19 protein-coding genes are annotated in these 21,058 nt (G+C 70.6%); 11 read left to right on the top strand and 8 right to left on the bottom strand.

From position 1 onward, the window contains the following. Nucleotides 1–126 precede the first annotated feature (126 nt). A complete protein-coding gene (locus BLU79_RS15950; protein ID WP_093906401.1) occupies nucleotides 127–1,332 on the top strand; it encodes a sensor histidine kinase in 1,206 nt (401 codons plus the stop codon). Next, nucleotides 1,329–1,970 carry a response regulator gene (locus BLU79_RS15955; protein ID WP_093906402.1) on the top strand — a complete coding sequence of 214 codons (642 nt, stop codon included), beginning with the start codon at nucleotides 1,329–1,331 and terminating at the stop codon, nucleotides 1,968–1,970. Before BLU79_RS15950 ends, BLU79_RS15955 begins: the two co-directional genes overlap by 4 nt. 22 nt (nucleotides 1,971–1,992) lie before the next feature. Here the strand turns inward: BLU79_RS15955 and BLU79_RS15960 are convergent, their stop codons facing one another. Continuing rightward, nucleotides 1,993–2,382 carry a hypothetical protein gene (locus BLU79_RS15960; RefSeq protein WP_093906403.1) on the bottom strand — a complete coding sequence of 130 codons (390 nt, stop codon included), beginning with the start codon at nucleotides 2,380–2,382 and terminating at the stop codon, nucleotides 1,993–1,995. A gap of 458 nt (nucleotides 2,383–2,840) precedes the next feature. Between BLU79_RS15960 and BLU79_RS15965 the strand changes: the two genes are divergently transcribed. Genes BLU79_RS15965 through BLU79_RS15990 form a run of 6 tightly spaced genes read left to right on the top strand, consistent with a single transcriptional unit; the run spans nucleotide 2,841 to nucleotide 10,448 of the window. Then, the gene (locus BLU79_RS15965) at nucleotides 2,841–4,109 is read left to right on the top strand and encodes an ABC transporter substrate-binding protein (protein ID WP_256333325.1); all 1,269 of its coding nucleotides are present in this window, start codon (nucleotides 2,841–2,843) and stop codon (nucleotides 4,107–4,109) included. 6 nt (nucleotides 4,110–4,115) lie between these two features. Next, nucleotides 4,116–5,093, top strand: coding sequence for a carbohydrate ABC transporter permease (locus BLU79_RS15970; protein ID WP_093906405.1), 978 nt, complete (start codon nucleotides 4,116–4,118; stop codon nucleotides 5,091–5,093). Next, nucleotides 5,093–5,989, top strand: coding sequence for a carbohydrate ABC transporter permease (locus tag BLU79_RS49075; RefSeq protein ID WP_093906406.1), 897 nt, complete (start codon nucleotides 5,093–5,095; stop codon nucleotides 5,987–5,989). The genes BLU79_RS15970 and BLU79_RS49075 overlap by 1 nt, the downstream gene beginning before the upstream one ends. Next, nucleotides 5,986–8,553, top strand: coding sequence for a beta-galactosidase (locus BLU79_RS15980; RefSeq protein WP_093906407.1), 2,568 nt, complete (start codon nucleotides 5,986–5,988; stop codon nucleotides 8,551–8,553). Before BLU79_RS49075 ends, BLU79_RS15980 begins: the two co-directional genes overlap by 4 nt. 11 nt (nucleotides 8,554–8,564) lie before the next feature. Next, complete coding sequence (locus BLU79_RS15985) at nucleotides 8,565–9,818, top strand: ROK family transcriptional regulator (RefSeq protein ID WP_093906408.1); 1,254 nt, start codon at nucleotides 8,565–8,567, stop codon at nucleotides 9,816–9,818. A gap of 36 nt (nucleotides 9,819–9,854) precedes the next feature. Then, on the top strand, nucleotides 9,855–10,448 hold the full coding sequence (locus BLU79_RS15990; protein ID WP_093906409.1) for a 2'-5' RNA ligase family protein: 594 nt from the start codon (nucleotides 9,855–9,857) through the stop codon (nucleotides 10,446–10,448). Nucleotides 10,449–10,559: 111 nt separating this feature from the next. Here the strand turns inward: BLU79_RS15990 and BLU79_RS15995 are convergent, their stop codons facing one another. Further along, entirely contained in the window at nucleotides 10,560–10,832 is a 273-nt protein-coding gene (locus BLU79_RS15995; protein WP_177001040.1) for a DUF6355 family natural product biosynthesis protein, read from the bottom strand. A gap of 338 nt (nucleotides 10,833–11,170) precedes the next feature. Between BLU79_RS15995 and BLU79_RS16000 the strand changes: the two genes are divergently transcribed. Beyond that, nucleotides 11,171–11,578, top strand: a complete 408-nt coding sequence (locus BLU79_RS16000) for a RidA family protein (RefSeq protein ID WP_093906411.1) — start codon at nucleotides 11,171–11,173, stop codon at nucleotides 11,576–11,578. A gap of 23 nt (nucleotides 11,579–11,601) precedes the next feature. Here the strand turns inward: BLU79_RS16000 and BLU79_RS16005 are convergent, their stop codons facing one another. Further along, nucleotides 11,602–12,474 carry an NmrA family NAD(P)-binding protein gene (locus BLU79_RS16005; protein WP_093906412.1) on the bottom strand — a complete coding sequence of 291 codons (873 nt, stop codon included), beginning with the start codon at nucleotides 12,472–12,474 and terminating at the stop codon, nucleotides 11,602–11,604. After that, entirely contained in the window at nucleotides 12,471–12,899 is a 429-nt protein-coding gene (locus BLU79_RS16010) for a nuclear transport factor 2 family protein (RefSeq protein WP_093906413.1), read from the bottom strand. The genes BLU79_RS16005 and BLU79_RS16010 overlap by 4 nt, the downstream gene beginning before the upstream one ends. A gap of 92 nt (nucleotides 12,900–12,991) precedes the next feature. Between BLU79_RS16010 and BLU79_RS16015 the strand changes: the two genes are divergently transcribed. Further along, the gene (locus BLU79_RS16015) at nucleotides 12,992–13,576 is read left to right on the top strand and encodes a TetR/AcrR family transcriptional regulator (protein WP_093906414.1); all 585 of its coding nucleotides are present in this window, start codon (nucleotides 12,992–12,994) and stop codon (nucleotides 13,574–13,576) included. Here BLU79_RS16015 and BLU79_RS16020 read toward each other — a convergent pair. After that, the gene (locus tag BLU79_RS16020; protein WP_093906415.1) at nucleotides 13,545–13,934 is read right to left on the bottom strand and encodes a luciferase domain-containing protein; all 390 of its coding nucleotides are present in this window, start codon (nucleotides 13,932–13,934) and stop codon (nucleotides 13,545–13,547) included. The genes BLU79_RS16015 and BLU79_RS16020 overlap by 32 nt on opposite strands. A gap of 539 nt (nucleotides 13,935–14,473) precedes the next feature. Here BLU79_RS16020 and BLU79_RS16025 point away from each other — a divergent pair. After that, entirely contained in the window at nucleotides 14,474–15,244 is a 771-nt protein-coding gene (locus tag BLU79_RS16025; RefSeq protein WP_093906416.1) for a hypothetical protein, read from the top strand. Between the two features lie 220 nt (nucleotides 15,245–15,464). Here the strand turns inward: BLU79_RS16025 and BLU79_RS16030 are convergent, their stop codons facing one another. The 3 genes from BLU79_RS16030 to BLU79_RS16040 form a co-directional block, all read right to left on the bottom strand. Beyond that, complete coding sequence (locus BLU79_RS16030) at nucleotides 15,465–16,388, bottom strand: helix-turn-helix domain-containing protein (RefSeq protein WP_093906494.1); 924 nt, start codon at nucleotides 16,386–16,388, stop codon at nucleotides 15,465–15,467. A gap of 143 nt (nucleotides 16,389–16,531) precedes the next feature. After that, nucleotides 16,532–17,335 (bottom strand): aminoglycoside adenylyltransferase domain-containing protein, encoded by an 804-nt coding sequence (locus BLU79_RS16035; protein WP_093906417.1) that lies wholly within the window; start codon nucleotides 17,333–17,335, stop codon nucleotides 16,532–16,534. A 188-nt stretch (nucleotides 17,336–17,523) separates the two neighbouring features. Next, nucleotides 17,524–20,898, bottom strand: coding sequence for a pyruvate carboxylase (locus tag BLU79_RS16040; protein WP_093906418.1), 3,375 nt, complete (start codon nucleotides 20,896–20,898; stop codon nucleotides 17,524–17,526). Nucleotides 20,899–21,058 lie beyond the last annotated feature (160 nt).

Below are 21,058 nucleotides of genomic sequence, written 5' to 3' on the forward strand. Positions count from 1 at the left end.
CCGCTGTCGCGCGTCGGACGACACCGGGGTCATCCGATCGGTTGACCTGCCAAGCCCCCACGCCGGGTCACAATGGAGGTGTTTGCCCAGTTCAGCGCCCGCTAGCGAGAAGGGAGGCGGCCCCGGATGGGGAACCGGCCGTACGAACCGAGCACCGTGGACACCCGGTGGCTCGGCGTCGTGATGCACGCGGCGTTCTTCCTGCTGCTCGGCGGAGCGCTCGCCCGGTTCGTGCTGCGTCATCCCGGTGAACCGCGCACTCCCTGGATCATCGCGCTGTGCGTCGTGCTCGCCGTACTGCATCTGCTGGGCCCGCGGACCGGCGACACGCGCCCTCGGCCCACCCGTCGGCACTCGGCCTGGCTGGCGTCGGTCGTGGTGGTGTGGATGGTCCTGGTCGTGCTCGCACCCAGCTTCGCCTGGTGTGCGGTGCCCCTCTTCTACACCGCCCTGCGCACGCTGCCGGCCCGCGCCGCCCTCGTCCTGGTGGCGGTTCTGACGGCATTCGTCGTCGCCGCGCAGGTACAGCTCGCGGGCCGCTTCGATCCGAACCTGGTCCTGGCGCCGCCCGCGGTCGCCGCCCTCGCCACCGCCGTGTTCCTGCAGATGGAACGGCACACCGAGCGCCAGCGCGTCCTGATCGACGACCTGATCCGCACCCGCCACGAACTCGCCGCCTCGGAACGCCGCGAGGGCACCCTCGCCGAACGCCAGCGGCTCTCCATGGAGATCCACGACACGCTCGCCCAGGGCCTGTCCAGCCAGCAGATGCTGCTGCAGGCGGCCGACCGGGTGTGGGACACCGAACCGGACAAGGCCCGCGCCCATGTGCGCACCGCCGCGTCCGTCGCCGCACACAACCTCGCCGAGGCACGGCGCTTCGTGCACGACCTGACCCCCGCGGACCTCGCCGGTGGCGGCCTCGACCAGGCGCTGCGCGCGCTCGCCGCGCGGGAGGCGGGCACGGATCTCACCGTACGGGTCCACATCGACGACAACGGCCGCCTCCCCCATCTGCCCGACCGGGTCCAGTCCGCCCTGTTGCGCATCGCCCAGGGCGCCCTGGCCAACGTCCGCGAGCACGCGGCCGCCACGCAGGCCGCCCTCACGCTCACCCTCCTCGACGACGAGGTCGTCCTGGACGTCTCCGACGACGGCCACGGCTTCGACCCCGCCGCACCGCCCGACTCCCCCGGCACGGTGGACCGCGGACACGGGCTGCCCGCCATGCGGGCCCGGCTGCGGGCACTCGGCGGGACCCTGACCATCGACTCCACGCCCGGCGAGGGCACCGTCCTGTCCGCCGTCGTCCCCCTGGAGGCGCCCCGATGACCCCCGACCGTGCCCCCGTGCGCATTCTGGTCTGCGACGACCACGCCGTCGTACGGGCCGGACTGCTCGCCCTGCTCGACAGCGCCCCGGACATCGAGGTCGTCGCAGAGGCCGGCACCGGCGAGGAGGCGCTCGCGCTGGCCGCGAAACTCACGCCGGACGTGGTGCTGATGGATCTGCAACTGGGCGAGGGCATCGACGGCGTGGAGACCACCCGCCGCCTCACCGCCGCCTCCGGCACCTCCACCCACGTCCTGGTCCTGACCACGTACGACACCGACGCCGACATCACCCGCGCCATCGAGGCGGGCGCCACCGGCTACCTCCTCAAGGCCGAACGCCCCGACGAGCTCTTCGCCGCCATCCACGCCGCCGCCGAGGGACGTCCCGCCCTGTCCGCGCCGGTCGCCGGCCGCGTCATGGCCAATCTGCGCCGACCCCGCCCCACCCTCACCGACCGCGAACGCGACATCCTCACCCAGCTCGCGCGCGGCATCGGCAACCGCGACATCGCCCGCGCCCTGTACATCAGCGAGGCCACCGTCAAGACGCACCTGCGCCGCATCTACGACAAGCTCGGCGTCGACACCCGCGCGGGTGCGGTGGCGGTCGCGAAGGAGCAACGTTTGCTGCCATGACCTCGGAGCCTGTGAACAAGGCTCAGGGCTCGACGGTGCTGAGGAAGATCCGATACTCGATCTTGAAGATGTCGGCGGCCTCGGCGCAGATGCTCTCGGCCTCCGTGCGCAGCGGCGGTGGAGGCTGTGGTTCGTCGCTGAGTCCGTAGCAGGGAATGGGGTGGCGCAGCCGCTCGAGGTCGCCCTGCACGGCGCTGGTGGTGAGGAACACCGCACTGTACAACTCGTCGGCGTATTCAGGATCCTTGCGCCGCAGCCGTCGTTCCGTGTCGGCGGCGACCTTCCCGGCCGCGGTGAGCGCCGCCCCGCAGTCCGTGTCGTCCAGTGACGTGCTCGTCGTGCAGTTGTCCACGTCAGCGCCCGGGTGCGCGTCCTTCGCGTCCTCGTAGGCGTCCTGGATGTCCTGCGTCACGGGAGATGTGGTTGCGGGTGCGGATGAGGCAGGGGCGGCTACGGAAGAAGCCGGTGCCGGGGATGCCGCCTTCGACGTGGACGGCGCGGCAGGTGCCGGATCGCCGCTGCACGCGGTGAGCAGAACTGCGGCGGCAACCACCGGCAGCAGCGGGCGAATCCGTCGGATCGCTCCTGGTCCTGAGAACATGCCGGGATCGTAGGGACTCACTTTCGGGAGGGGTCCCGACCCGGGCCGGCCATGCCGGCCGTCGTCAACGCGGTGCTGCTGCAAGCGCCCCGCTCGCTCGTGTGCGAGTCGTGCAGGTTGAAACTCGTAGGAATCAAGGGCTTGTAGCGCGATTTAACGAGGGTTAGTTTAACCGTCACTCGAAGCCGGATCCCGGCTGCTGAGAGCCGCTCCCTGCGCGTTCGCGCACTTCAGCTAGGGGTACAGCCATGCCTGTTGACAAGCTTCAGATGTCCCGCAGAGGTTTCCTCGGCCTGGGCGCCGCGGCCGGAGTCATCACCCTCACCGCCTGCGGAACCTCCAGCGGCGGTTCCAGTGCCGGCCCGCTCGTGATGACGGTGTGGGGCGGCGACCCCGATCGCAAGACGTACCAGGCGCGCATCGACCTGCTGGTGAAGAAGCACCCGGACCTGAAGGTCAAGCTCCAGCTGATCCCGGGCGACTCGTACCCGCAGAAGGTGCAGACGATGATCGCCGGCGGCACCGGGCCGGACATCATGCAGGTCGCCGAGAGCGTCAACACGTACTCCAGCAAGAGCCAGTTGCTGCCGCTCGACGACCTGGCCAAGAAGGCGGGCCTCGACCCCGAGCAGCGGTTCGGCCCGGTCGGCTCCCTCTACACGTACCAGGACAAGCTCTATGCGATCCCGGACCGCTCCGGCGCGGTCACCGTGTTCTACAACAAGGACATGTTCGACAAGAAGGGCATCAAGGCCCCCACCGCGGACTGGACTTGGGACGATGCCCTCGACGCGTTCAAGGAGCTGACGGTCCCCGGCAAGGTGTGGGGATACAGCGGTGCCGAGTGGTTTCCGCAGTGGTGGAGCCTCGCGTACCAGAACGGCGGCACCATCATCGACGCGAACGGTCGGCCCGCCGTCGACAGCGATGAGGTGGTCGAGGCGCTCCAGTGGGCGGGCGACCTGGTCTTCAAGCACAAGGTGGTACCGAGCAAGGCGGACTACGCCGACATGGGCCCCGACATCGGCGGCGACCAGGCGTTCCCCAACCAGAAGGTCGCCACCCACGCCAACGGCTTCTGGGTCATGTCGGGTCTGACGAAGGCGGCGTTCGCCTGGGACATCGCGCCGATGTGGCGCGGCAAGAAGCAGGCCGTGTCGGCGTTCGGCAGCGGCCTGGCGATCTCCCGTACCTCCAAGCAGCGCGACAACGCCTTCAAGGCGATCGACTTCCTCACCTCCCCCGAGGCACAGACGGAGATCATCTCCTCCGGCCAGGACGTGCCGGCCAACCTGGAGGTGCAGAAGAGCCAGGCGTTCCTCAAGCCGTCGTGGATGAAGACCCAGGTGAACATGGGGGTGTTCGCCGAGTCCAGCGAGTTCGTCTTCCGGGCGCCGTTCATCCCCGAGTGGAACGAGATGCAGGACGTGATCTCGAACGGCCTCGCCGACTTCTGGCTCGGCAAGGAGCGCAGCGCCAAGAAGGCGCTGACCGCCGTGCAGAAGGACCTCGAGTCCCTCATCAAGTCCGCGGGATGACCGGCGATGGCGACCACGACGGCCACCGACTCCAAGGCCGCCCCGGCGGCCGCGCGGAAACCCGCGTCACCGAAGAGGCCGAAGCTCTCGAAGCGGCGGCGCCGTGAGGCGCTCTCCTTCTATCTGTTCGTCTCGCCGTGGGCGATCGGCTTCCTGGTGTTCCTGCTCGGGCCGATGATCGCGTCGATCTACTACTCCCTGACCGACTGGGACTCGTTCACCCCTCCCCAGTGGGTCGGTTTCCAGAACTACGTCACTCTCCTCACCGACGACCCGACGTTCTGGAAGGCCCTGTGGCACACCCTCTACTACGCCGCGATCTCCGTGCCGCTCGGCCTGGTGCTCGGGCTGTGGCTGGCGAACCTGCTCAACAAGCAGGTCAGGGCCCGCAAGCTGCTGCGCACCCTGATCTATCTGCCGACGCTGATCCCGCTGGTCGCCACCGCGATGATCTTCAGGATGGTGCTCGCGCCGAACGGCCCGCTCAACGACTTCCTCGGCCTGTTCGGCGTCTCGGGCCCGAACTGGCTGCTCGACGGACCCTGGGTCAAACCCGCCCTGATCCTGATGTCGGCGTGGGGCGCGGGCGCCGCGACCGTCCTGCTGCTCGCCGCGATGAAGGGCATCCCGCGTGAGCTGTACGAGGCGGCCGAGGTGGACGGCGCGAGCGCGATGCGGCAGTTCTGGAGCATCACGCTGCCGCATCTGACGCCCATCATCTTCTTCAACCTGATCATGGGTCTGATCAACGCGTTCCAGATCTTCTCGCAGGTCTACATCCTCATCCCGAAGGGCAAGAACCCCGCCGGCTACGACGCGGCCCAGACCATGGTGCCGCTCCTGTTCGACCAGGCGTTCAGCTACTACCACATGGGCTACGCCTCGGCGATCTCCTGGCTGCTGTTCCTGGTGATCCTGGTGTTCACGGTGATCGCCTTCCGCACCACCCGGCGCTGGGTGTTCTACGAGACCGAGGTGAAGTGATGGCGACCCTGGCGACCCCCGTCAGCAAGAAACGCCAAGAGGCCCCTGCCGTACGGGCGTTCCGCGCGACCCCGTTCACCTACGGCACCCTTCTGATCGTCGCGGCGATCCTGACCACCCCGCTGGTCTTCGTCGGTTCGATCGCGCTGTCCAGCGACGCCACCGTGAACGCCGGCTCGTTCACGGTCATCCCGCGCGAGTTCCACTGGGAGAACTTCTCCCGGGTGTTCGGCACCGAGCTGCCGGTGGGCACCTTCCTGCTCAACTCGGTGCTCATCTCGCTGTTCTCGGTGGCGGGGCAGGTCCTCTCCAGCGGCCTGGTCGGCTACGCCTTCGCCCGGCTGCGGGCGCCGGGCAAGAACACGATGTTCCTCGTCGTCATCGCGACGATGATGATCCCGACGCAGATCACGATGATCCCCCAGTTCATCCTCTTCCGGGACCTGGGCTGGGTGAACACCTTCCTGCCGCTGATCGTGCCGAACTTCTTCTCCAACGCCTTCAACGTCTTCCTGGTACGGCAGTTCGTCTCCCGGCTGCCCAGCGAGCTCGACGAGGCCGCGATGATGGACGGCCTGGGCTTCTTCGGCATCTACCGGCGGATCATGTTCCCGATGCTCAGGCCGGTCCTGATCGCCATCGGCATCTTCACCCTCACCCACACCTGGGGCGACTTCATGGGCCCCCTGATCTACCTCAACGACGAGTCGAAGATGCCGCTCGCGCTGGGCGTGCAGTACATCACCGCCACCTCTCAGGCAGGCCAGGCCCCGCCGTGGAACCTGGTGATGGTCGGGTCGATCCTGCTCGCGGTGCCAATGATCGTCGTCTACTACCTGGGCCAGAAGTACCTGTACGAAATGGACATCAGCGGCGGAAGCGCGGGAGTGAAGTGAACCGTACGGAGACCATCGAAGCCGTCCGCCTCGACAGCCGAGGCGTGTGGATCGACGGCCGGCCACGCACGCTGCTGTGCGCGTCGCTGTTCTACTTCCGCCTGCCCCGGGAGCAGTGGCGCGAGCGGCTCGCCCAGGTGCGGGCCTCCGGATACACCTGCGTCGACGTCTATCTCCCGTGGAACTTCCACGAGTTGGCACCCGGCCGCTGGTCCTTCGAGGGCCGCCGGGATGTCGCCGCCTTCCTGGACCTCGCGCACGAGGAAGGCCTGTACGTCATCGCGCGGCCGGGCCCCTACATCTGCTCCGAGTGGGACGGCGGCGCTCTGCCCGCCTGGCTGGGCCTGGACCCGGAGTTGAGGGTCCGTCAGAACGAGCCGCGGTATCTGGAGCAGGTCACCGCCTGGTTCGACCAGGTGCTGCCGCTGCTCGCCGAGCGCCAGTACCCGGCGAACGGCGCGGTCATCATGGTGCAGTTGGAGAACGAGCTGGACTTCTTCGACTGCGCGGACCGCACGGGCTATCTGACGGCCCTGCGCGAGGCGGCCCTCGGTCACGGCATCACCGTCCCGCTGATCGCCTGCTCAGGGCAGGGCGACCTCGCGGGCGCCACCGGCGATGCCGACGGTGTCGTACCGGCCTGCAACTTCTACCCGGACGACGACTCCCCGGACATCGAGGCCGAGGTGCGCCGCTATGCCGGGCTGGTCGCCGAGCGCGGGGTGCCGCTGCTGGTCACCGAGACCAACCGGCGCCATCGGACGCTACGGCGGCTGCTGGCGAGCGGCGCCAAGCTGATCGCGCCGTATCTCCAGTCGTCCGGCTGGAACTTCGGGTACACCCCGTCGACCGGCAACTGGGGCCGCCCCGGGAACTTCATGAGCCACGGCTACGACTTCGGCGGCTACGTCACGTCGACCGGCGTGGAGCGTCCGGAGTTCGCCGAGGCGCAGGTCTTCGCGCGGGTCGTCGAGGTGTGGGGCGACCGACTGGCACTTGCCGTGCCGGGCGCCCCGGACACCGAGGTGGACTGCGACTTCCCCACGAGCTCGGCGCTCGGGACGCTCGACCTTCCCGAGGGCGGCCGACTGGTGGCCGTACCGCATCTCGGAACGGAGCCCGGTACGGCGGCCGTTCGGGGGGTGCCGGTCACGGTCGCACCGGGTTCGTGTCCCCTGATGGCGGTGGACGTGCCGCTGCGGCCCTGGGGCATGGACGCGACGCTGACACTCGCCTCGGCGGATCTCGTGGCGGCGGCGGACGGGGGGCTGGTGTTCTCCTCCGATGTGCCGGTCACCGTCGTACTGGACGGGACACGGGCCGAGATCCCGGTGTCCGAGCGGCGGACCGTGGCGGGAGTGACGCTCGTCGTGCTGCCATCGGCGGACGCGGCACGCCTGCGCGCGGTCGACCCCGACGGCTCGCTGCGCCTGGCCGATGCCCCGCACCGGCCCGACCAGCCCGCGCCGACCGCCGTACTCAAGGCACGGCGGCGGACCGACATCCCGCCCGAGCAGCCCGCGGGCCGTCACGACCTGCCGCCGACGCTGGAGTCGCTGGGGGTGTACCGGGGACGTGGCGTCTACCGGACCACCACGGACCTGACGGACGTCGACGAGCTGCTGCTCACCGGCGCGGCGGACATCGTCGATCTGTCCGTCGCGGGCAGGACGCATCCGCCGATCGCCGGTTTCGGCGCGGCGCGGCGCGTCGACGTACGGGAGGTGACGGGCGGCGTCGCGATCGAGGCCGTCGTGGAGATCTGGGGCCACGCCAACTTCGACGACGCCCGCCTGCCCGCGCTCCGCCTCGGCGCCCTGCGCGGCCTGGGCACTCTGTGGAAGGTGCGCGAGACGACGGACGTCTCGGCCCTGTGGACCGTGCACGGACATTGGGCAGGCGCCCCGGCGCCCACCCGGGTGCTCGGCGGCTGGAGCAGCACGCGCGTCGCGGTGCCGGTCACCTATATCCGTACGGTCCACTCCCCCACCCCGTCGGCGCTGCACCTGCGTGGTGTCGTCGAACCGCTGCGGGTGAGTGTGGACGGCGGCGCGCCGGAGACCGTCCACACCGAGAACCCGTGGGTGCTGCTGCCCGCCGGCACCCACCAGGTGTCGGCCACGCTGCCGCACCATCCGAGCGGCCCCGGCCTGCGCGCCGAACTGCTCGCGCTCGATGCCGTACGGGACTGGTCGTGCGCGGTGCAGGACGACGAGTCGCTGACCGCGTTCGCCGACCGGTCCGGCCGCACGGAGGAGATACGCCTTCCGCTGGCGCTGAAGCCGGGAGAGGAGGCGTGGCTCGACGTCGACCTGCCGGCCGCCCCGTCTCCGGGAGGGCACCTCGTCCGGTTGGACGCCACGCAGGTCCGGGTGACCGGATGGGCCGGCGGAGAGTGCGTGGGACGCGTCTGGACCGGCGACCGGCCCGCCTTCTCGGGCGGGGACCCCGACGCTCTCTGGGTACCGCCGGGATGGCCGGGCCTGACCCTGTTCGTCCAGGGTATTGAGGGGCGGGACGCTCCGGAGATCCGTACGCTGTGGCTGGGGGAACCGACCGACTGAGGGGGATACGGGTGGCCCGGCACACGGCCCGTGACCTGCGCAGCGAGAACCGGTTCGAGGTGCTGCACGCGCTGTTCGACCTCGGGCCGTCCTCCCGCCAGGAACTCGCCCGGCACACGGGCCTCAGCCAGGCCACCGTCACGACGCTGGCCGGCGAGTTCCTGGCGGAGGGTGTGCTGCACATCGCCGCCGTGGAGCGCAACGCGGTGGGACGGCCGTACGAACGGCTCACGATCAACCCGGGCCGCGGCCGCATCGTCGGGGTCGACGTCGCCGAGACCTACGTCGACGCCACGGTGTACGACCTCGCCCTCGACGTCCTGGGCCGCCACGAGGCCCCCCTCGACGAGGATCAGAACGACCAGGCGTACGTCGTCGACGGCATCGTCGGCGCGATCGAGGCGGCCCTGAAAGCGAGCGGTACCGGGCGCGACGGGATCGTGGGGGTCGGGGTCAGCATGCCGGGCCATGTCCAGCACGACTCCGGGGTCTCCGTCTTCGCGCCCAACTGGGACTGGCACGACGTCCACATCGAGGAACTGCTGGCCGAGAGGCTGCGGTTGCCGGTGTACGTCGACAATCCGCTCAAGGCGGCGATCCTGTCCGAGATGTGGTTCGGCGCCGGACGCGTCGTGGACAGCATGGCCGTGGTCAACATCGGGACCGGGGCCGGGGTCGGCCTCGCCATCGAGGGCTCGCTGATCCGGGGCATGACCAACAACGCCGGCGAGTGGGGACACACCCTGCTGATGCTGGACGGCCGCCCGTGCCGATGCGGTCGACGCGGCTGCGTGGAGGCGTACGTCGGCGCCCCTGGCTGGGAGGCGACCCTGGCCGAGATCGACCCGTCCCATCCGGCGCTGGGCCGGTCCGGGCAGCGGGACTTCGTCGAGGCCGTCGCCGCCGGCCTGGCCGCGGGGGACCCGGTGCTGCGGGAGCTCGTCCGGCGCTCGGGCCGCTGTCTCGCCGCGGCCCTCGGTGACCTCGTCAACCTCCTCAACGTCCCGAAGGTGACCCTGACCGGCTGGCTGCCGAAGGCACTGGCCGAGTGGCTCGTCCCCGCCGTACGGGACGAACTCCCCCGCCATGTGCTGCCGGGTTCCCTGCCCGGCCTCACCGTCGAGGTGTCCGAGGTCCCCGGCAACGCCGTGTCCCTGGGCATGGCGACCTTCACCCTGGAACAGTTCCTCACCCGCCTCGGCCTGGCCAGCCCCGCCCGAACCCGAGCGCAGGCGGGGGCCGAGGCCGCGCCGACGATCGGCTGACGCACCTGAGCGAACCCTCTTTGGGACCATGGCTCTGTGGACGGAAATCCGGTCTTCGGCGGGGCCGAGCCGGTGGATGTGCTCGCGGTGGCGCCGACGGCCCGGACGGCGGTGGCGTGGCTGCCTCCGCATGAGCTCTGGCCGGCGATTCAGGACATCCGCTGGGAGCACGATCCGCAGGTACGACGGTGGCCGCCGCATGTGAATCTGCTGTTCGGCTTCGTACCGGAGGACGAGTTCGCGTGGGCGGTACCGCTGCTCTCCGCCGGGGCGGCGAGGAGCACGGCGTTCACGGCCCGTCTGACCGGTGTGCGGTACTTCCGGCACCGGCATTACGCCACAGTGTGGCTCGATCCGGCCGCGGCGGATCCGGCGCCGTGGGCCCGTCTCCACCGAGAACTGCATCTGCGGTTCCCGCTCTGCCGCGGGCGCGACGGCCGGTTCACCCCGCATCTGTCACTCGGCCGCACCCAGGACCCGGGGCGCCTGGCCGCCGAGTGCGCCGCCCGGCTCGGCACGCTGTCGGCGGCGGTCGAGGAGGTCGTCCTGCTCTCCCGACACGGCGAGGAGCCCATGCGGCCCCGGGCCGTGATCACCCTGGGGACGGGAGAGGTCCGCCGTCCGGACTGACCCACGGCGCCGGACAGACCTTCCGCCGCGTGGCCCCAGCCGGCCCACGAACGACCGAGGCCACACATCAAGCGGAAGGGAACGGGGCCGCCGGCCCCGGGTGACTGCCTGTCAGCAGGTGCGGCCGACGTAGTAGGCACCCTGGATCTTGTCGGCGGAGCCCAGCCAGGTCTTGCCAGGGGCGACGCACCGCTCGTAGTCCGGGGCCAGGGCGACCTCGACCTTGATGACCACCCTTGAGCCGTCGGAGGTGCAGTGGTTGTAGAAGGCGTCGGCGCTGGTCTCGTAGAAGCCGCAGGGGTCGGCCGCCGCGGGGGTCGCGTGGGCGGTCAGGGCACCGAGGGACGTGAGCACGAGGGCGGCGGAACCGAGGGCGCCGGTCACCATACGACGAACACGCAAGAGGAACTCCTTGGGCAGTGGCGGACACCATGCCTGGACAGGCCTTTGTCCGCCGGTCGGTTGGATACCGGAACCAGGATCGCCAGGCCGCCCGGCGCGATTGATCGACTGACGTGCCGTTCACCTGGCGAATCGTTTGGCCTCTCCCTCGATGAGGTGATCGTGCCCGGTTCTCCACCCGCCCTTGAGCTGCTGGGTTTCCATCGGGTTCCCCAGTCACCGAAAAGTGCGTTCTTCCAGGTCAGCGCAGACTCTCCTACGGTTTCCAGGTAACGAGAGGTGACCAGGAACGTCCTGGTCCGAAGAAGGAGACGCGCAGCATGGCCATCACCCTGGTGAACCCCGCCGGACTGCCGGAGGTCGACGCCTATCGGCAGGTGTCGGTCGCGTCCGGCTCGAAGCTGGTCTTCATGGCCGGACAGGTCGCCTGGGACACCGACGGCGTCACGGTCGGCGAAGGCGACCTCGCCGCCCAGGTCGAGCAGTGCTACGTCAATGTCGCGACCGCCCTGGCCGGAGCCGGCGCGTCCTTCGACGACGTGGCGAAGCTGACCGTCTACGTCGTCGACTGGACCCCCGACAAGATGCCCCGGCTCATGGAGGGCATCGCCCGTGCGGGCAAGCGGCTGGGCGTCACGCCGGTGCCGCCCGCGACACTCATCGGCGTCGCCGCACTGGACGTACCGGAGCATCTGGTCGAGATGGAGGCCACGGCGGTGCTGGACTGACGCCGACTGGGGGGCTTCCTCACCTACCGGGTCGGGCCGGTCACAGATGCCGCTGGAAACGACAGCTCCCGTTCGGCGACCACCCGGAAAGGGCTCGGCGGGCGGCCCGTCACGCGCAGGACGGTGTCGGTGGTGCGGTCTTCGGCGTCCTCGGCGATGGCGCGGTCCATGTCGGCGAGCATGGTGGCGAACTCCCGCGGTATCACCGCGGCGAGCCGGTCGCGCAGGGCGTCGTAGGTCAGGTGGTGGTGGGTCACCGGGCGGCCGGTGACCTGCGTGAGGATCGCGGCGATGTCGTCGTGGCTGAGCGCCTGCGGCCCGGTCAGGATCAGGTCCGTGTTGGGGGCGCGGTCGTCGGTCAGGGCATGGACGGCGACGGCGGCGATGTCGTCGGCGTCGATGAATCCGACCCTTCCGGTTCCGGCCGCGGTCTCGATGACGCCGCGCTCTCGGATGCTGTCGGCATGGGTGTGCGTGCCGGTGAAGTTCTGCATGAACCACGAGGGCCGCAGGACCGCCCACTGGTCGAACAGGCCGGGCAGCGCCTGGTGCACCGCCCCCACCGCCGGGCCGCCCTCGGGGATCGCCGAGGAGCTGAGCAGTACCGCGCGCCGCACGCCGGCGGCGTGGGCCCGGTGGAGGAAGGGCACCATGACCGGGGCGGGCTCCGGATCTCCGACCGGCGGCACGAGGTAGACGCGGTCGACTCCGGTAAGGGCCTCGTCGAAGGTGGCGGGGTCGTACCAGTCGAAGCGGACCCGTTCCGTGCCCGGCAGCGGGGTGGCTCGACGGCCGGCCGCCTTGACCCGGTGGCCCGCGGCGATCAGTTGTGCGGCGGTGCGACGGCCCGTGGTGCCGGTGGCGCCGATGACCAGGGTGGTGCGGGTGGCGGTCATCGGGCGCTGCTCCCGGTGAAGTCCAGGCCGGGTTCGAGGACGGCGAGGGGGTTCCAGTAGTCGCGGTAGGAGGTGAAGTGCCCGTCCTGGACGGTCACGACGGCGATGTAGGTCATCTCGAAAGGTCCTCCCGTCTTGACCACACGGCCCACACCACGCATCTCGACCACGATCGTTTCGGGGTCGGTCGTCCGGTGGATGCGCAGGTCGGGGAAGTCATGCAGGTCGATGTAGTCGGGGTAGTCACGCATGTAGGCGGCGACGGCCTCCCGGCCCGCCAACCGCCCGGGCAGGCCCGGGGGCGCGAAGGGGAACTCCATGACGCCGTCGTCGGCCCAGAGGCCGACCCAGGCGGGAATGTCCTTGTCCAGCAGCAATCGCAGGCTGTGGCGGTAGAGATCTTCCGGTGAGGTGGTCGGGGGCATGAGCTTCTCCGTCCCGTACGATACGGACCAGCGGTCCGCTTCTTCCGTGAACGATACGGACCGCCGGTCCGCATCGCAACCGGAGGAGCCTCATGCCCGAACGCAAGCCCCGTAAGGACGCGGTCCGTAACCGGGCAGCCGTCTTCGAGGCGGCCGACACCCTCTTCGCCGAATGCCGGAGCCCCGAGGAGGTCACGATGGCCGACATCGCGGCGGCGGCCGGCGTCGGCAAGGGAACCCTCTTCCGTGCCTTCGGCGACCGCACCGGGCTGATCCGCGCACTGTGCGCCGCCCGACTCGAACCCCTCAGGAACGCCATCGAGGAAGGCCCCGCGCCGCTGGGCCCCGCCACGCCCCCGATTCAGCGCGTACCGGCGCTCCTGGACGCCGTCCTGTGCTTCAAGCTCGACAACCGCCATCTCGCGCTGGCCCTTGAGACCACCGGCTCCGACAGCCCCTACCGGACGGAGCACTACGAGCGTTGGCACTCCCTGCTCCGGGACCTCCTGGACGGCGTCCCGGGCGTGACCGACAGCGGCTTCGCCGCCCACGCACTGCTCGCCGCCACCCGGGCGGATCTCGTCGAGTACCTGGCCGGTGAGAAGGGGGTGCCACGCGAGGAACTGCGCGAACAATTGGCGCAGTTCACTGCCGGAGTTCTTGGTGGCAGTGCGTGAACCGGTGATCCTTGCACCCTGGTGACGACGCTTCGACTGCATCAGGCGACCTCTGGTGGGCCTGCAAGGCGACGCTCACCAGGGTCAGGAGCTGGTCGATGTCCGATTCGCATTCCAGGTGGATGGTGACCCAATGCGAGTCGGGCACCAGCCGGACGGCGGTCGAGTTCTTCAGTTCGTCCTGGAAGCGACGGATCGTCCTGGCGGTGAGGTGCAGATCGACGTTCCGGTCCGAGTGGAAGTGCACGCTCTCGGCTCTGGCCGAGCGCAGCGCCCGACCGGTGCCGCAGCTGGGCGGGGCCTCCGAGAGGTCCGGCCGGCCCGCCAGTTGCGTCATGGCACGTGAGGCCGTGGTCATTGCTCCATCATCGGGCGCCCATGGGCAGGCCACTAAGACGTGAGCAAGCCTTGACCGGGCTGCAGAGGCAGTGGTTCGTCCGGGACCCGTCCCGCACGACCCCCGGTAGGAGACGGGCATGAAGCTGACCAACCCGTTCCGGCGGCGTCGGCCTTCGGCTCCGCCGCGGCGCCCGGATCCGAGCACTACGACCCGCCCGAGCGGCGAACGCGAACTGCGCGGTCACAGCTCGATCGTGTACTGCCTGGCCACCGTGCCGACCGTCGGCGGTGCGCTGCTGGCCAGCGGCGACACTCAGGGCGGCGTACTGCTGTGGGACGGTGGGACCGGCGAGCGTATCGCCGGACCGGTCACCGTCGACGCCCTCACCGTGTCGGACCTGGCCGCGGTCGACCTCGGCGCCGACGGCTGGATGTTGGCATGCTGCGGCTCCGACGGCGTCACGTTGTGGGACCCGCGAGCCGGGCAAGGAACCACGGCGGCTCGTCGACACCGGTGCGTCGGCCCTGGCCGTCATTCCGGGCGAGCCGCAGCTGATCGTGATCGCCGACGCGAAAGCGGTCAGGGTGATCGACCCGGCGAGCGGGCAGGAGGTGTTCGGTTTCCCTCAACCGCCGCATCCGAAGGGCCACATCGGCGACCAGGTCCACAGGCTGGCCGGCGTACGTCTGGACAACGGGATATCCGGCTTCGCCGCCGCCCGGTACGGTGGCGCGGTCCAGGTGTGGGAGCCGGTCGGGGGCGTGTGGCGCAGGCGGCGTTCCCCACTCGGAAGCCTCCGCAGTGGCGTGCTGACGGCATTCGACAGCCGACTCGCGATCGCAGCCCGGCGCGGCGTCGAGGTGGGGGACCTGAAGACCGGCGCGCGTACCGCCCGGGGCGAGCTGGACACCCCTTTCAGGGCACTCGCACCGGTTCGGCTCGGTCGGCGGACGGTGCTCGCCGCGGCGTTTCGCGAGCACCACGAGTGTGGGGTGCAACTCTGGGATCCGCAGGAACCGTCCGCTCTCAGCGCGGTGTTCAACCAGCACGGGCCGGCGTTCGGTGTTCCGGCGTACGGCAGCGCGACGATCAACGCCGTCACCGGCATCACCTGCCCGGACGGGACGACCCGGGTGGCCGGCGCCGGCAGCGACGGCTGTGTGCTCATCTCGGCGCCGCTCGACGAGCACGACCTGGTCGCCGGGCAGCATCCCGGTCCGCACCACCGCGGCACAGTGGCGGCAACTTCGCCAAGGTGCGCGCGAGCGACGGCGAGATCGTCGGACTGTGGTGCGCGAGCGGCGCGCACGCCGGCGACCGCGGGTTGATCGAAGCGGTCCTGTTCAGGGAGGACCTCGTGCACCTGCTCGGCGCCGAGTACCGGGTGGTGCCGAACACCTACGACGACCAGGGCGGCGCGTTCGTCATGTTCGGCCGGCGCCCCGCGCCCGGGGAGACCGGTCGCGCGTAGCGTCTCGCAACCGCACGCCGGCCGGTCGGACGGTCCCCCGCGCCATCCGACCGGCCACCGGTTGCACAGCGGGGACGTTATCGGCCGGCCGACGGTTCGGTATTGGACGAATTTGCACTCGCCGAGAGAGCCAGTGCCCCTTCCACCCGGCGGGAGGCCACCATCTGTCCGGGCGTGGTGCCGGCGATGGCCCGGAACTCGCGGTTGAGGTGCGACTGGTCGTAGAAGCCGCAGGCCGTCGAGAGGTCGGTCAGACTCACGGCTCCGCGACCGAGCAGCGCCACGGCGTGGCGGAAGCGGAGCACCCGCGCGGACGCCTTGGGCGTCAGCCCGATCTGCTGGGTGAACCGCCGGATCAAGTACCCCTGGCTCCACCCCACTTCGGCGGCGATACGGGCGATCGGGACGGCGCCCGCGCTGCCGGAGAGCAGTCGCCAGGCGTGGCCGACCTCGGGCGCGGGTTCCGGGCCGTACCCGAGTCGGGCGAGCAAGGCCGCGTCCAGCAGATCGAACCGGGCCGCCCAGTCCGGGGTCGACGCCAACCGCTCCACCAGCGTCCCGGCTTCGGGACCCAGAACGTCCCGGATCTCGATGGCCAGGTTCGTCAGCTCGCTCATCGGCATGCCGAACAGCCGGTAGGCGCCCAGGGGTGTGAACTCGACCCGGATCGCCTCCTGGCCGCCTGGATGCACGCAGATCGCGGGCCGGTCCTCAAGCCCCACCACCAGCGACCCGATCCTCCCGCTGCCCCCGCCCCGTACGCCCAGCCGCCGCACCTGGGAGAACGGCTCCGCAAGGCTGATCAACAGGGTCGCGCACCCGGTCGGCACCAACCGCGCCTCATACGGCGTGGTCACTGCTTCCCAGTAGCCGACGTAGCTGCGCAGAAACGGTCGCAACCCCGGATGCCAGGGGCGTGTGACCCGCCACAGACCCCCCAGCCGCGCGACCTCGACCGCACCTGCACCGGCCCTGCCGCCGTGTACACCATGAACCGCCAAGAGGCTCACCCCTCGTCGGCTGCCGGGTGTGGCAGCCGGTCGTTCCGCGTGCTGCACAGTATCCAATTCGCTGTACCCAACTCGTGGGCGAACGCGGTGGAGTTGACATGCAGAGGGGTGCAGATCCGATGAGGGTCCGTGCCCTACCCTGCCCGATCCGCGGCGGCCGTCTCGTCGACGCGATCGGCCACCCAGGCCAGGAAGGCCTGTACGTCGGTGGTGGGCAGTGCGGTCACCGCGGCGCGTGGGCCTTCGTAGCTGCGCAGCGCGGCCGTCAGGAGGGGGCGGAAGCGTTCCTCGGACGCGGCGATCGACTGCGCCGCCCGGCGCTTGGCCTGCCAGCGGCCCGTACGGCAGAAGTGCACCGAGCGGCAGCCGTTGAGGATCCGGTTGTCCGCGAGGTGTCCCTCGCCGCCACTGTGCTCACGGACCGAGGCACGGAGCGCCGTGAGCAGGTCGGCGCGGGCGGGTTCGGCGATCACCGCCCGCGCCGGACTGCCGTACAGCACTCGTCCGGCCTGATGAGCGACGGAGCGGTCGATGACGTACCAGAAGGCCGGGGGTTCCGTCGGGTCGAAGCTGACCCGGTCGGGCAGCAGGGGTCCGGTGTTGAGGTCCAGCAGGTAGCCCGCCTCACCGGACGGCCGGGCCGCGAAGTCCTTGTCGTAGACCACCAGTTCCAGTCCCGCCGCCGGGCAGGGCAGGACGGGGTGGCTGAGTGCGGCGGCCAGGTCGGACAGCGCTCGCCCGGGGAGGGGCGCGTCCACGACCACCGTCACGTCGGTGTCGCTGCGCCCGTGCCGGTAGTCGCCGAGCGCGACGGAACCGACCGCGATGACGCTCACCAGGTGGGATCCGCAGACGGCGTGCGTGCGGTGGACGACCTCCTGAAGGTAGGGGCGGAGTTCCGCGGGGACGGATTGCGGGTCCACGAGAGTCCGGGTCATACGGTCAGTGTCCGCCGAGGCCGGAAATCGACGACTGCCCGAGCCTCGGGACACGGGCTGCACCCTCGCCACGGCGGCCGGCAGCACGCCCTGCGCCGGCACCGGCCCCACCATTCCGCCCGGGCAGAGCCAGGTCCGCGAAGCCCCGCGCAAGTGCCTCTCCTGCGCGGGGCGAGACAGCAGGCGGCTCAGGCGAGTTCGACCAGAAGGTCGCCGCCCTCGACCTGCTGGACGCGATTGATGGCCAGTCGCGCCACAGTGCCGGACTTCGCGGCGGTGATGGACGCCTCCATCTTCATCGCCTCGATGGTGGCCACCGTGGCACCGGCCGCCACCTCGTCACCCTCGGCGACCGTGAGGGTGACCACGCCGGCGAACGGCGCCGCGACATGGCCGGGCTTGGTCCGGTCGGCCTTCTCCGTCACCGGGACGTCCGAGGCCGCCGCCCGGTCGCGGACCTGGATCGGCCGCAACTGGCCGTTCAGGGTGGACATCACGGTGCGCATGCCGCGCTCGTCCGCGTCGCCGACGGCCTGCAACTCGATCAGCAGCCGCACACCGCGTTCGAGGTCGACGGCGTACTCCTTGCCGGGGCGCAGGCCGTAGAAGAAGTCCTTGCTGTCCAGCACGCTGGTGTCGCCGTAGATGTCACGGTGCGTGTCGAACTCACGCGTCGGGCCCGGGAACAGCAGCCGGTTGAGCGTCGCGCACCGGTCCTTCGCCAGCCCTTCGCGGTCGTCGGCGCTGAGCTCCTGCAGCGGCTTGGCCTCGGCGCGGCCCTGCAGCGCCTTGGTGCGGAACGGCTCGGGCCAGCCGCCGGGCGGAGTGCCCAGTTCGCCGCGCAGGAAGCCGATGACGGAGTCGGGGATGTCGAACCGGTCCGGGTCGGTCTCGAAGTCCGCAGGGGAGACGCCGGCGCCCACCAGGTGCAGCGCCAGGTCGCCGACCACCTTCGACGAAGGGGTGACCTTCACCAGGCGGCCGAGCATCCGGTCGGCGGCGGCGTACATCGCCTCGATGTCCTCGAAACGGTCGCCCAGTCCCAGCGCGACCGCCTGGGTGCGCAGGTTGGAGAGCTGCCCGCCGGGGATCTCGTGGTGGTAGACACGGCCGGTCGGCGAGGCGAGACCCGCCTCGAAGGGGGCGTAGACCTTGCGGACGCTCTCCCAGTACGGCTCCAGGTCGCCGACGGCCTGGAGGTCCAGGCCGGTGGGCCGCTCGGAGTGGTCGGTCGCGGCCACGAGCGCCGACAGCGACGGCTGCGAGGTGGTGCCCGCCATGGAGGCCACCGCGCCGTCCACCGCGTCCGCGCCCGCCTGGATCGCGGCGAGGTAGGTGGCGAGCTGGCCGCCCGCGGTGTCGTGGGTGTGGATGTGCACCGGCAGGTCGAACTCCCGGCGCAGGGCCGACACCAGCTTCGCCGCGGCCGGTGCCCGCAGCAGGCCGGCCATGTCCTTGACGGCCAGCACATGGGCGCCGGCGTCCACGATCTGCTCGGCCAGGCGCAGGTAGTAGTCCAGGGTGTACAGGCGCTCCGCCGGGTCGGACAGGTCGGAGGTGTAGCACAGGGCCACCTCCGCGACGGCCGTGCCGGTCTCCCGTACGGCCTGGATGGCCGGCCGCATCTGGTCGACGTCGTTGAGGGCGTCGAAGATGCGGAAGATGTCGATGCCGGTGGCCGCCGCCTCCTGCACGAACGCGTCGGTCACCTCGGTGGGATACGGCGTGTAGCCCACGGTGTTGCGGCCGCGCAGCAGCATCTGGAGGCAGATGTTCGGGGCGGCCTCCCGCAGGGCGGCCAGGCGCTCCCACGGGTCCTCGGCGAGGAAGCGCAAGGCGACGTCGTAGGTCGCGCCGCCCCAGCACTCCAGGGACAGCAGCTGGGGCAGGGTGCGGGCCACCACCGGGGCGACGGCGAGCATGTCCTTGGTGCGCACTCGGGTGGCGAGCAGCGACTGGTGGGCGTCGCGGAACGTGGTGTCGGTGACGCCGATGGTCGGTGACGCGCGCAGCCAGCTGGCAAAGCCCTCCGGGCCCAGTTCGGCGAGCCGCTGCCGGGACCCGGCGGGCGGCTCACCGGCCGGCAGCGCGGGCAGCTTGGTCAGCGGGTCGATCAGCTCGGGCCGTTCGCCGTGCGGTTTGTTGACCGTGACGTCGGCGAGGAAGGTGAGCAGCTTCGTGCCGCGGTCGGCGGAGTGGCGGGCGGTGAGCAGGTGCGGGCGCTGCTCGATGAACGACGTGGTGACCCGGCCGGCCCGGAAGTCGGGGTCGTCCAGCACCGCCTGCAGGAAGGGGATGTTGGTGGCCACGCCGCGGATGCGGAACTCGGCCACGGCGCGCCGGGCGCGGCCCACGGCGGCGGTGAAGTCCCGGCCCCGGCAGGTGAGTTTCACCAGCATGGAGTCGAAGTGTGCGCTGATCTCCGTACCGGCGTGGGTGGTTCCGCCGTCGAGGCGGATGCCCGAGCCGCCGGGCGAGCGGTAGGCGCTGATGCGGCCGGTGTCCGGGCGGAAGCCGTTGGCCGGGTCCTCGGTGGTGATACGGCACTGGAGCGCGGCTCCGCGCAGCGTGACGGTCTCCTGGGCGAGGCCGAGGTCGGCGAGCGTCTCGCCTGCGGCGATGCGCAGTTGCGACTGCACCAGGTCGACGTCGGTGACCTCCTCGGTCACCGTGTGCTCGACCTGGATGCGCGGGTTCATCTCGATGAAGACGTGATTGCCGTCGCGGTCCAGCAGGAACTCCACGGTGCCGGCGTTGAGGTAGCCGATCTGCCGGGCGAACCGGACGGCGTCGGCGCAGATGCGGTCGCGCAGTTCCGGGTCGAGGTTCGGTGCGGGGGCGAGTTCGATGACCTTCTGGTGGCGGCGCTGCACCGAACAGTCCCGCTCGAACAGGTGGATGACGTTGCCCTGGCCGTCGGCGAGGATCTGCACCTCGATGTGGCGGGGCTCGACGACCGCCTTCTCCAGGAAGACCGTGGGATCACCGAACGCGGACGCCGCCTCACGGGATGCCGCCTCGATGGACTCGCGCAGCTGGGCGCGGTCCTCGACGCGGCGCATGCCGCGCCCGCCGCCGCCCGCGACCGCCTTGACGAACACGGGAAAGCCGACGTCCTCGGCGGCACGGACGAGCTCGTCCACGTCGGTGGACGGCTCCGAGGAACCCAGCACCGGCACGTCGGCCGCGCGGGCCGCCGCCACCGCGCGGGCCTTGTTCCCGGTCAGCTCCAGGATCTCCGCGCTCGGTCCGACGAAGGTGATGCCCGCCTCTTCGCAGGCCCGGGCCAGATCCGGGTTCTCCGACAGGAATCCGTACCCCGGGTAGACGGCGTCGGCTCCCGCCCGCCGTGCCGCGCGGACGATCTCCTCCACGGAGAGATAGGCGCGCACCGGGTGCCCCGGCTCACCGATCTCATAGGCCTCGTCGGCCTTGAGCCGGTGCAGGGAGTTGCGGTCCTCGTGCGGGAAGACGGCGACGGTGCGCGCGCCCAGCTCATAGCCTGCGCGAAACGCCCGAATCGCGATCTCGCCGCGGTTGGCGACCAGCACCTTGCGGAACATTCTGGATCCCTTCAGCCTGCCGGTGACTCAGAGCCATGGTGTCGGCGACTCCTCGCTCACGCCATGTGAGCCGGGCCACTTATCGATGATCGATCAACCGCCCGTGCGCGACCGGACGGGCCTACGCTGTCCTTGAGCCTTATGCGGTCAAGGGCGGTGT

The organism is Streptomyces sp. cf386, assembly GCF_900103585.1.
Taxonomy (GTDB): Bacteria; Actinomycetota; Actinomycetes; order Streptomycetales; family Streptomycetaceae; genus Streptomyces.